The organism is Enterococcus gallinarum, assembly GCF_021496385.1.
GTDB classification, from domain to species: domain Bacteria; phylum Bacillota; class Bacilli; order Lactobacillales; family Enterococcaceae; genus Enterococcus_D; species Enterococcus_D gallinarum.
The window spans coordinates 622134-633301 of record NZ_CP050816.1; the positions used below are offsets into that span (position 1 = coordinate 622134).

The following is an 11168-nucleotide window of genomic DNA, read 5'->3' on the forward strand; positions in this document are numbered from 1 at the left end:
AATAAATGACTTTTTTATTAGATATGATCAATGGGATTCATAAGTTCTTAGGTTATCTGGATATTAGTCCTAAATACTTGAATCGGGCCTATACATTACTTAGTTTGATTCCAACGGCTTATATTCTGCGTATTGTTTATGGTCTCTATCTCAATCAAAATTATTTACAGATGGCTTTATACGGGATAGGATTCTGCGTGTTGCTCTATTTCTGGGTTCTAAATATTTTTTATTACTTTTTTGATAAAAATCTTAAGGTAGATATTACTCAGCTTTTTGTGAAGTATTTACCTGATGAAGTATTCAATATTGAAGGAGAAAAAATTAGCACCACACAAATCGATCGTTTATCAACAGAGAAAGCAGTTATTGATTTTGAAGAAGACTATCACCTGGTATTGGCTGACTATTTACAGAAACTCATTTCAAAAGATGAATTAGCAACGAATGCTATCGCACAAGGATTTGTGATTCCTAAAAATACCCTTTATCCCTACTACTTTGTCAAACAACGGTCAGATTCTGAATACTCGTTGCAAATTGGTACGAGCTATAGTGACTTAACAACAATTGGCCGTATTCATTGGAACGGGGAAAAAGCTTTGGAACCAGTTGGGTTGTTCATTACTGGTGGAGATTTTGTCAAAAATGATGTAAAATATCATGAACCTTATAGTTTGAAGCTTTATGTCAAAAAAGAAGAAATACCCACAGCAACAACTCGACAAGCTTATCGTCAAACTGGTAAGGCAAGGTAGAAATACAACAAAAAAGACTTCAGAAACTGATATTTCTGAAGTCTTTTTTACTTTTTGCGATAATTCAATTATTCGATTGGAATATGCTTACCTGGCGCGTCTTTGTAACTTGCCTTTGGTAAATTCAAGGAAAGGACACCATCTTCGAACCGTGCTTTGATCGCTTCTTCATCAATGTCAGGTATAGTGAATGCACGTTGATAAGCACTGCTAGATCGTTCTTTACGCAAGTAGTGACCAAGATCATCTTTCTCTTCGCTTTCTTCAATTTGGGAAGCAGAAATTGTTAGAGTATCATTCACGAAACTAACACGGATATTTTCTTTTTTTATACCAGGAAGATCAGCTTTGACTACATAATGATCTTCATATTCTTTAATATCTGTATTCATTTGTCGTTCTTGCCAGAAACTGTTCATCAATTTGCCTAATAGTTCTTCTCCACCAGGTAGATCTCTAGGAATTAGATTTGCCATAATTTCCCCTGCCTTCTTGATCAAATTTGTTACTCTTATTTTACGAGGAACGATTTCAAAGAGCAACCCAAAAGCTGATAAAGATCAAAAACAGGAGAAATATCTCAACTATCTCTAAAGAATCTGCTATGATAGAACTAGTTAACTATCAGATGATTGGGTGAATAAGATGGAAATTATTGAAAAAGCGCCTGCTAAGATAAATCTAGGACTTGATGTTTTGGGTAAGCGAGCAGACGGTTACCATGAATTGGAAATGGTGATGTCCAGTGTTGATCTAGCCGACCGTCTGATAATGGAAGAGCTAGAAGAAGATAAAATCATTATCGAAACCAATAAGGCCTTCTTGCCGATCGATAAACGCAATAATGTATATCAAGCAGCCAGTATTGTCAAAAAACGCTATGGTATCAATAAAGGTATCTTGATTCGGATCACGAAAAATATCCCTGTAGCAGCAGGCCTTGGCGGTGGCAGTACAGATTGTGCAGCAGCGCTAAGGGGGATGGACCGCTTATGGCAATTAGGTCTGACGATGCCGGAATTGATCGATATAGGAATGGAAGTAGGTACTGATGTCCCTTATTGCATTTATGGAACGACTGCGTTCATCTCTGGTAAAGGAGAGAAAGTCACGCCGTTGCGCCCGATGCCGCAGTGCTGGGTGGTCTTAGTCAAGCCCCGACTAAGTGTTTCAACAGGTAAAATTTTTCAAGAAGTTGATCTAGATCAGTTGCATCATCCAGATATTCAAGAACTTTCTGATGCAATTCTTGCTGAAGATTATCAACGAATGATTGCTGCAATGGGAAATAGTTTGGAATCGATCACGATTCCTAAGCATCCAGTCGTACAACAAATCAAGGAACGAATGATGAAATATGGTGCGGATGTGGCACTGATGACTGGAAGTGGACCGACTGTTTTTGCCTTGTGCCAGAAATACTCACGGGCTCAGCGAGTGTATAATGCTTTAAAAGGTTTTTGTGAAGAGGTTTATCTAGTTCGCACATTAAAATAGTAGGAAACAAAAGGACAAATTAAAAAGCAGATGCACACATTCAAAAAATGTGACATCTGTTTTTTGCTTAGCGGATATATGAATCAATTTTCCCATGTTTTCCGATTTACTGGCAGAGGAACGCTCTAAATCGGAAAACATACGATTTGTCTTGACGAATGAGGTTTCCTTTGGTAGAGTAATTTTTGCTGATAAATCGGATTAGTTCCGTTTTAATAAGAAAAGAGGAATCATCATGAAAAAATTACTAGCTCTATTTTTGCTTACCAGTACTGTTTTATTAGGGGCTTGCGGAAAAGGATCAGAACAAGTCGCAGAAGAAAGTCAGGATTTGCAGGTTATTACGACTTTTTATCCAATGTATGAGTTTACCAAAGAGGTTGTTGGAGATACAGGTAAAGTATCTTTGCTTATACCGGCGGGCACAGAACCCCATGATTATGAACCTAGTGCGAAAGATATGGCAAAAATTATGGATGCAGATGCTTTTGTGTACAATAGTCCGGAATTGGAAACATGGGTGCCAACAATGACAGATTTGATCGATACTGACAAAACAGTTGTGATCGAAGCGGCCAAAGAGATTGATTTAGCTGAAAATGAAGACCATGGAGAAACGGAAGCAGAAGCAGAACATGGGACAGACGCCCATACCCATGAATTAGATCCGCATGTGTGGACAGATCCAGTAATGGCAATCAAAGAAGTTGAAACGATTCGAGATCAGTTAAGCGAGAAATTTCCAACGAAAGCAGCTACATTTAAAAAGAATGCCGCTGCTTATATTGAGCAATTGAACGCATTGGATCAAGAGTACACTGCTGCTTTGAAAGATGCGGTCAATCGAACATTTGTCACACAACATGCCGCTTTTGGATATTTGGCAAAACAATATGATCTAGTCCAAGAATCGATTGCTGGATTATCTCCAGATCAAGAACCAACTCCTAGTCGGTTAGCAGAGCTAAAAGAATATGTTGAGGATCATCAAGTCAAAGTTATCTATTTTGAAGAAAATGCTTCTTCTAAAGTCGCGGAAACTTTAGCGAATGAGACTGGGGTTGAATTGGCTGTATTGAATCCGTTAGAAAGTTTGACGGAAAAACAGATTAGTGATGGAGAAACATATCTCACAGTAATGAAGGAAAATCTGCAAGCTTTACAAAAAAGTATCAAGTAAGGAGGCACATCTGTGCGTTATATCGATGTAAAAGGACTAACGTTTTATTATGATGATGAGCCTGTATTAGAGGATATCTCTTATTTTGTTGAAGATGGGGAATTCGTCATTCTAACAGGAGAAAATGGGGCTGCAAAATCTACCTTGATTAAAGCAACATTAGGGTTGTTGAAACCATCAAAGGGAGAAGTAATACTGGCTACCAAAAACAGAGAAGGACAAAAGCTAAGTGTAGGCTATATTCCACAACAGATTGCCTCGTTCAATGTAGGCTTTCCAAGTACAGTCTTAGAATTGGTCCAATCTGGCCGTTATCCGAAAGACCGATGGTTTAAGAAGCTGACAAAGCGGGATCATGAACATGTTCGGCGAGCATTGGATGCAGTAGGTATGTGGGAAATGCGCAAAAAACGGATTGGCGAACTGTCCGGAGGGCAAAAACAGCGAATCAGTTTAGCACGTATCTTTGCGACTGATCCAGATTTATTTATTTTGGATGAACCAACGACAGGGATGGATGAGCAATCACGAAATTTATTTTATGAATTACTGCGTCACAATGCACACGATCATGGGAAATCGATTTTGATGATCACCCACGATCACGAAGATATTAAGGAGTATGCGGATCGACAAATTCGGTTGGTTCGAAAGGAGGATTCACCATGGCGTTGCTTTCATATGAATTCATGAGGCGTGCTTTTTTGGCTACAATTTTTATTGCCGGAATCGCACCGATGCTAGGTGTGTTTCTTGTGATCCGAAGACAGTCTTTGATGGCCGATACACTCTCACATGTTTCATTAGCTGGTGTAGCATTAGGCTTTTTTCTTAATTTGAATCCAGATCTCACGACCTTATTAATCGTAATCATCGCCGCGGTCATTTTGGAATATTTACGAACACTTTATCGGAGTTATTCAGAGATCTCAATTGCGATTTTGATGTCAGGCGGTTTGGCATTAGCATTGGTCCTTATGAATCTGAGTGGAGGAAACTCAGCGACCAGTATCCAATCCTATCTCTTTGGTTCCATCGTGACCATTACTCAGGATCAAGTTTGGTTTCTAGGCTTTTTATTTTTAGCTGTATTCGTTCTCTTCTTTCTATTCAAACGTCCGATGTATGTCCTGACTTTTGACGAGGATACGGCTCATGTAGACCGTTTGCCAGTGCGGATAATGTCGATGCTTTTTAATGTTTTGACAGGGATTGCTATCGCTATGATGATTCCCATCGCTGGTGCGTTACTGATTTCTGCGATTATGGTATTGCCAGCTGCAATCAGTATGCGTTTAGGCAAGAGTTTTAATGCGGTGATTTTGATCAGTGTCTTGATTGGTCTATTCGGTATGCTGTCGGGATTGACTAGCTCTTTTTATCTCGATACACCTCCAGGCGCTACGATCACATTAGTATTTATCGGTTTGTTTTTAGTCATCAATGTGGTCAAGCGTATTGTCATTCTTTTCCAACGAAAACAACGGTTAAAACGATAAGAAACGAAAATTTTTCGTTTCTTTTTTTCTTTGATTGAATGAAAAGCGAACAATTCTTTAGATTTTCAAGATAATGCTCGCATTTATACGCAAAAAGCCTTATAATAAGACGAATAAATTAAAGGAGTGGGCATGTGTGAAAATTCGTCGAAGTGAACGATTGATAGATATGACACATTATTTATTGAATCATCCGCATGAATTGATTTCATTGTCATTTTTTTCAAAACGCTATGCTTCTGCTAAATCATCGATCAGTGAAGATCTAGCGATTATCAAAAAGACCTTCAAAGAACGTGGTACGGGAACTCTCGATACAATTCCAGGTGCAGCTGGCGGTGTTTTTTTTGTGCCTGAGATTTCAAAAGAAGAAGCCTATGCCTATGTTGAAGGGTTAGCGGAACGCCTTTCTGAGCAAGATCGACTGCTGCCTGGTGGTTACGTTTATCTCTCGGATTTGCTTGGAGAACCTGAGCTACTGCGGCAAGTAGGCCGTATCATTGCTTCGAAGTATCTGGATAAACAAATTGATGCAGTCATGACTGTTGCTACTAAAGGAGTGCCAATCGCACAAGCGGTATCTTATTATTTAAATGTTCCCTTTGTGATCGTTCGGCGAGATTCTAAAATTACGGAAGGGTCAACAGTCAGCGTGAACTATGTTTCTGGGTCATCTGAACGAATCGAGAAAATGGAATTATCAAAGCGTAGCTTAAAACGCGGTTCCAAAGTCTTAGTCGTAGATGACTTTATGAAAGGCGGCGGCACTGTGAACGGTATGAAGAGCTTGATCGAAGAATTTGAAGCTGAACTTGTTGGCATAACGGTTTTTGCGGAAGCTAAATTCAAAGGAAAACGTGCTATTTCTGATTATAGTTCGCTGCTGTTTGTTGAAGACGTTGATACTCAGACGAAAACGATCTCGGTCGTGCCGGGGAATTATTTTGAAACAAAAGACTGATTTTGAATCAGTCTTTTTTAATTGGTCTAGTTGTGTTTTTCCTTATATATTGAAAACCATCCTTAGTTGGGCTAAACTGGACATATACAGAAATCAATCAGTCGGAATCGATAGGAGTGGAACACGTGGAATCACGTTTTGCAATTATACTTGCCGCAGGCAAAGGTACTAGAATGAAATCCAAGTTATACAAGGTTTTGCATCCCGTTTGCGGAAAACCTATGGTAGAACATATCATGAATCGCGTAGTGGAGACAGAACCTGATGCAATCGTAACAATCGTCGGACATGGAGCAGAAATGGTCAAGCAACAATTAGGGGACCGCAGTGAGTATGCTTTACAAGCAGAACAGTTAGGAACTGGCCATGCAGTTGTTCAAGCAGAGCCTTTCTTAAGAGAAAAACGGGGAACAACGTTAGTAATCAGTGGAGACACCCCTTTGTTAACGACTGAGACATTGAATAATCTTTTTGAGTTCCATCAGGAACAAAAAGCCTCAGCAACGATTTTAACTGCGCAAGCTGAAGATCCGACCGGATATGGTCGGATTGTACGCAATCAAATGGGTGTCGTAGAAAAAATCGTGGAACAAAAAGATGCCTCTGTGGAAGAGGCGATGATCCAAGAAATCAATACGGGAACGTATTGTTTTGACAATGAATTATTATTTGATGCATTGGCAAAATTAGATACCGATAATGCACAAGGGGAATATTATCTAACAGATATTATTGAGATCTTGAAAGCAGAAGGGAAGATTGTAGCTGCTTATCAAACGGATGATTTCAATGAGTCGTTAGGAGTCAATGATCGATTAGCGCTGGCAGAAGCGAATCGTTTGATGCGCAAGCGTATCAATCAGCAGCATATGCGCAATGGTGTGACATTGATTGACCCTGATACTACTTATATTGATGATGGCGTGGAAATTGGAGCAGACACACTGATTGAAGCTGGTGTCGTCATCAAAGGTGCAACGAAAATTGGTGAAGACTGTGTCATCACTGCATCTTCTCAAATCATAGACAGTCAAATCGGTGATGATGTAACGATCAAGGCATCTGTGGTGGAAGAAAGTCGAATCTACAACGGGGCAGATGTCGGACCAAATGCACATCTGCGTCCAAAAGCAGACATTAAAGAAAGAGCCCATATTGGTAATTTCGTAGAAATAAAAAATGCAACGATCGGTGAGGGAACAAAAGTAGGGCATCTCTCTTATGTCGGAGATGCAACGCTAGGGAAAAATATCAATGTTGGTTGCGGCGTCGTCTTTGTAAATTATGATGGCAAAAATAAATTCAAGACAGTTGTCGGAGACAATTGTTTTATCGGCTCTGGTTCGAATTTAGTGGCGCCATTGCAGATTGAGGAAGAAACCATGATCGCTGCTGGCTCTACAATCACAAAAGATATTCCTAAACATAGCATGGCGATTGCCCGAGCAAGGCAGGAAAACAAAGAAGGCTATGCAAAAAAATTGCCTTATTTGAATGAAGAAACTGCGAAATGACTTGATTTATTTAGCAAAAATGACTACTATTTACTAGGAAGAAGATTCTGGTGAACTAGTAGTCTTTTTGCCAGATGAACGCAAAGAAAGTGGAGGTTCTCATGTCAAATCATTATTTTGATCCAAGATTGAAGATTTTTTCGCTGAATTCTAATCGTCCGTTAGCTGAAAAAATCGCAGCTGCAGTAGGTGTGGAATTAGGTAAGTGTTCAGTGAACCAATTTAGCGATGGCGAGATTCAAGTTAACATTGAAGAAAGTATCCGTGGTTCACATGTCTATGTTATTCAATCCACAAGCAGTCCAGTAAACGATAACCTAATGGAGCTACTGATCATGATTGATGCCTTGAAACGTGCAAGTGCGAAAACAATCAATGTAGTGATGCCTTACTATGGTTATGCGAGACAAGACCGTAAAGCTCGTTCCCGCGAACCAATCACTGCTAAATTGGTGGCGAACATGATCGAAAAAGCTGGCGCAAATCGTATGGTTACCTTAGATCTACATGCTTCACAAATCCAAGGTTTTTTTGATATTCCTGTAGATCACTTGATGGGTGCACCATTGATTGCTAATTATTTCTTGGAAAGAGATATTCAAGGAGATGACGTTGTAGTCGTTTCACCAGACCACGGCGGAGTGACTCGTGCGCGTAAATTAGCAGAATTCTTGAAATCACCAATTGCGATCATTGATAAACGACGTCCAAAAGCAAATGTTGCTGAAGTAATGAATATCATTGGTCACGTAGAAGGCAAAACGTGTGTCTTGATCGACGACATGATCGATACGGCCGGAACAATTACTCTAGCAGCGAACGCATTAAAACAAGCTGGTGCAAAAAGTGTTTATGCTTCATGTACTCATCCTGTTTTATCAGGACCTGCTTTGCAACGGATCGAAGATTCAGCTATCGAGCACTTAGTAGTTACTGATTCAATTTTCTTGCCAGAAGATCGTAAATCTGAAAAAATTGACGAAATCAGTGTTAGTGCATTGATGGGAGAAGCAATCAAACGAATCCATGAGAATAAACCTGTTAGTCCACTGTTTGAATCAAAATTATCGATTTAAAAATGATAACCCAAAAGAAGCATCTCGTCTAGACGCGGTTGAGATGTTTCTTTTTTTATCAGAGCGAGTTTTCTTTTCTTTTTTTTATTTTGTGGTATTCTTGAAGATGACTTGCAGCAGTGCAAGCAAAATAAAATAGAATCTAATCACAAAGGGGAGTCTGAAAAGGCTGAGAATGAGAGTACTCTAAACCCTTCGTACCTGTTTCGATCATGCGAACGTAGGAATTGTGACGAGTTGAAGTGTCTAACACTTCTCCTTTGTGAATTGTGATGATTCTAAAGGAGGAGTTTTTTTGTGGGAAATGGTACAAAAATTTGGATAGAGGGAACGATTATGGCGGCACTGGCGATGGTACTATCGCTGATTCCTTTAGACTTTGGAAGTAGTTTTTCAATTTCTTTAGGACAGATTCCATTAACAATATTTGCTATCCGTAGAGGCTGGAAGCCAGGATTAATGGCCGGATTGGTTTGGGGATTGCTGCATTTCCCATTAGGTAAAGTCTGGTTTTTGAGTGTTCTTCAAGTATTGATTGAGTACCCATTTGCTTTTACATTTGTTGGTTTTGCCGGACTTTATGCAAATAAAATTCATTTGGCGATTAGAAATGGTTCGAAGGGTAGCGTGCAACGACTACTTGTACAAGCAACATTCACAGGCGCATTTGCTCGTTATTTTTGGCATTTCCTTGCCGGTTGGGTTTACTGGGGCGCATATGCTCTCTGGGGGATGAAACCTTGGCTTTTCTCTCTGGTAATGAATACCGCCAGCGGACTTGCTACGGCAATCGTCACGGCAATTATCTTACTAATTGCTTATCGAACATCCCCAGAGGTATTTGTACCTAAGGACGATTATTTAAATCGGACTGCGTAAAAAAAGACTTGTTCTCCAAAATCAAAATAGGAGAGCAAGTCATTTTTTATCGATAAAACCAAAAGCTAGATCATCTTGATCCAATTCCAACTGCCATTCTTTTTTATTTGCAAAGTAGCGAAGCGTTGCCACTTGATAGTCTTCTTTCAGAGAGAGGTGACTATTTTTGAGCCCAGATTCCTCGACTAAGTAAATCGGGATTGTGTAGGTTTTATCGACCAATTGTTCTTGATGGAAACATAAGATGATTCCTTCCTGCATGACCCCCCGCAAGTCTTTGAGAAGATTTAAATCAAGTTTAGAGACCGGAGTAGGCTTTTTGAAGAAAGAAAGTCGATCATTTATTTTTTCTAGAACGATGTGCGTGATTTTGTCAGCTAAAATTCGGTAATATTCTTCCAGGTAGCGGTAGTAAACACGGGAACGCTGATCTTTGAGGTCGAAATAAACAAAGTTGTTTTGCAGTTTGTAGAAAAACGGAGAATGAAGATGCGTTTTCATATGCCCAAAATATAACAATTCTGAAATTTCTAGCGGTGTTAGCTCCTTTACCATTTCTAAATCATTAAAGTCGATCCATTTGATTTCTTCTGTGATCCGTCCGCGGTTGAGTTGTTGAAAGAAAAGGTGGACATCTTCAATGCCTCGGATAATCTTTAGCCCTGTATGCGACTCAAATTCACCAAATTCACTAGAGGGATCAAGCAACAACAGATTTTTTGGCTGGTGAACGATGCTCTTGTTGAAATCTTGAGCATCCACTCCGCGAGTCGAAACGGCATTGCTGGTTGTATCAATATGTACATAAATCGTGTTCGACATGCCAATTAATCCCTCCCTGATAATAAGTTCATTCTACAATAAAGTGTATCAAATTGCTTGTATCTTTTCGTTTAAAGTTATATTACAAAATAACGGAAAAAACAATTTTTAAGATTACGTTTTTTTATGAAGCAAAAAACTTTGCTTTTTTATTAAAAAAAATCCAAAATTGGCGCTTCTGCAATGATTTTGTTATGATAGGAGTAATAAAAATTGGAGACGAAAAACGATGAAAAAGAAACGAACTTTGTTCCATTGGCTCTCGAATCTATTTTTGGTCCTTTTGTTATTGATTGGTCTTGCTTTGATTTTTAATAATCAAATCAAAAATTTTCTGATCAAACACAACGGAGATGCTTACGCAGTTTCCGAGATCTCTAGAGCCGATGTCAAAAAAAATATGGAGGCAGATACTACTTTTGATTTTGATGCCGTTGAACCGGCCAGCTCAGAAGCAGTTCTTAAAGCGCAACTAAGTAACAGCACATTACCAGTGATCGGTGGTGTTGCGATACCTAGCGTAGCGATTAATTTGCCGATTTTTAAGGGGTTATCGAATGAAGCTTTGCTATATGGAGCAGGAACTCTTAGCCCAACACAAAAAATGGGCGAAGGAAATTATGCACTAGCTAGCCATCGTGCGCAGTCGCCAGACCTTTTGTTCACACCTTTAGATGATGTGGCTATTGGCGCAACAATTTATATTACGGATTTAGAAAATATTTATACATATACAGCAACTTCAACCGTGCGGGTTCAACCAACAGATGTTTATTTATTGGATGAAGTAGCAGGGAGAAAAATGATCACATTAATTACATGTGGTGAAATGGGTGGAGTAACCAGACGTGTGGTTCAGGGTGATCTTGAATCGGTTACACCAGTTGCTGATGCGACAGACGAGATGCGGGCCGCATTCAATATGGAACAGCGGACTTTTTAAATGATAAGAATACCACGAATGATGTCAGAAATTTTCATT

Annotated in this window: 12 protein-coding genes and 1 riboswitch; of the genes, 10 read left to right on the forward strand and 2 right to left on the reverse strand. The window is 39.4% G+C overall.

The window, feature by feature from the left end; translation table 11 throughout:
* Positions 1-5 precede the first annotated feature (5 nt).
* Positions 6-758: a DUF6681 family protein gene (locus tag HED61_RS03005; RefSeq protein WP_219645601.1), complete on the forward strand. Its 753-nt coding sequence runs from the start codon at positions 6-8 to the stop codon at positions 756-758.
* A 68-nt stretch (positions 759-826) separates the two neighbouring features.
* Here HED61_RS03005 and HED61_RS03010 read toward each other — a convergent pair whose 3' ends face one another.
* The gene (locus HED61_RS03010) at positions 827-1234 is read right to left on the reverse strand and encodes an Hsp20/alpha crystallin family protein (RefSeq protein ID WP_005469744.1); all 408 of its coding nucleotides are present in this window, start codon (positions 1232-1234) and stop codon (positions 827-829) included.
* Positions 1235-1403: 169 nt separating this feature from the next.
* Here HED61_RS03010 and ispE point away from each other — a divergent pair, with 169 nt between their 5' ends.
* The 8 genes from ispE (at position 1404) to thiT (ending at position 9364) form a co-directional block, all read left to right on the forward strand.
* Positions 1404-2255: a 4-(cytidine 5'-diphospho)-2-C-methyl-D-erythritol kinase gene (ispE, locus tag HED61_RS03015; protein WP_003128827.1), complete on the forward strand. Its 852-nt coding sequence runs from the start codon at positions 1404-1406 to the stop codon at positions 2253-2255.
* A 235-nt stretch (positions 2256-2490) separates the two neighbouring features.
* On the forward strand, positions 2491-3435 hold the full coding sequence (locus HED61_RS03020) for a metal ABC transporter substrate-binding protein (RefSeq protein WP_219645600.1): 945 nt from the start codon (positions 2491-2493) through the stop codon (positions 3433-3435).
* 12 nt (positions 3436-3447) lie between these two features.
* The gene (locus HED61_RS03025; RefSeq protein WP_003128829.1) at positions 3448-4128 is read left to right on the forward strand and encodes a metal ABC transporter ATP-binding protein; all 681 of its coding nucleotides are present in this window, start codon (positions 3448-3450) and stop codon (positions 4126-4128) included.
* Entirely contained in the window at positions 4101-4934 is an 834-nt protein-coding gene (locus tag HED61_RS03030) for a metal ABC transporter permease (RefSeq protein ID WP_021150850.1), read from the forward strand. Before HED61_RS03025 ends, HED61_RS03030 begins: the two co-directional genes overlap by 28 nt.
* A 136-nt stretch (positions 4935-5070) precedes the next feature.
* Positions 5071-5895 (forward strand): pur operon repressor, encoded by an 825-nt coding sequence (gene purR / locus HED61_RS03035; protein WP_003128831.1) that lies wholly within the window; start codon positions 5071-5073, stop codon positions 5893-5895.
* 125 nt (positions 5896-6020) lie between these two features.
* Positions 6021-7409, forward strand: coding sequence for a bifunctional UDP-N-acetylglucosamine diphosphorylase/glucosamine-1-phosphate N-acetyltransferase GlmU (gene glmU / locus HED61_RS03040; RefSeq protein ID WP_003128832.1), 1389 nt, complete (start codon positions 6021-6023; stop codon positions 7407-7409).
* Between the two features lie 101 nt (positions 7410-7510).
* A complete protein-coding gene (locus HED61_RS03045; protein WP_003128833.1) occupies positions 7511-8485 on the forward strand; it encodes a ribose-phosphate diphosphokinase in 975 nt (324 codons plus the stop codon).
* A 142-nt stretch (positions 8486-8627) separates the two neighbouring features.
* Positions 8628-8729, forward strand: a riboswitch (TPP riboswitch).
* Between the two features lie 92 nt (positions 8730-8821).
* Positions 8822-9364, forward strand: a complete 543-nt coding sequence (gene thiT / locus HED61_RS03050; protein ID WP_042620412.1) for an energy-coupled thiamine transporter ThiT — start codon at positions 8822-8824, stop codon at positions 9362-9364.
* Positions 9365-9403: 39 nt separating this feature from the next.
* Here the strand turns inward: thiT and HED61_RS03055 are convergent, their stop codons facing one another.
* On the reverse strand, positions 9404-10186 hold the full coding sequence (locus tag HED61_RS03055; RefSeq protein WP_003128835.1) for a hypothetical protein: 783 nt from the start codon (positions 10184-10186) through the stop codon (positions 9404-9406).
* Positions 10187-10415: 229 nt separating this feature from the next.
* Between HED61_RS03055 and HED61_RS03060 the strand changes: the two genes are divergently transcribed.
* A complete protein-coding gene (locus HED61_RS03060; protein WP_003128837.1) occupies positions 10416-11129 on the forward strand; it encodes a class A sortase in 714 nt (237 codons plus the stop codon).
* The last annotated feature ends 39 nt before the right edge of the window (positions 11130-11168 follow it).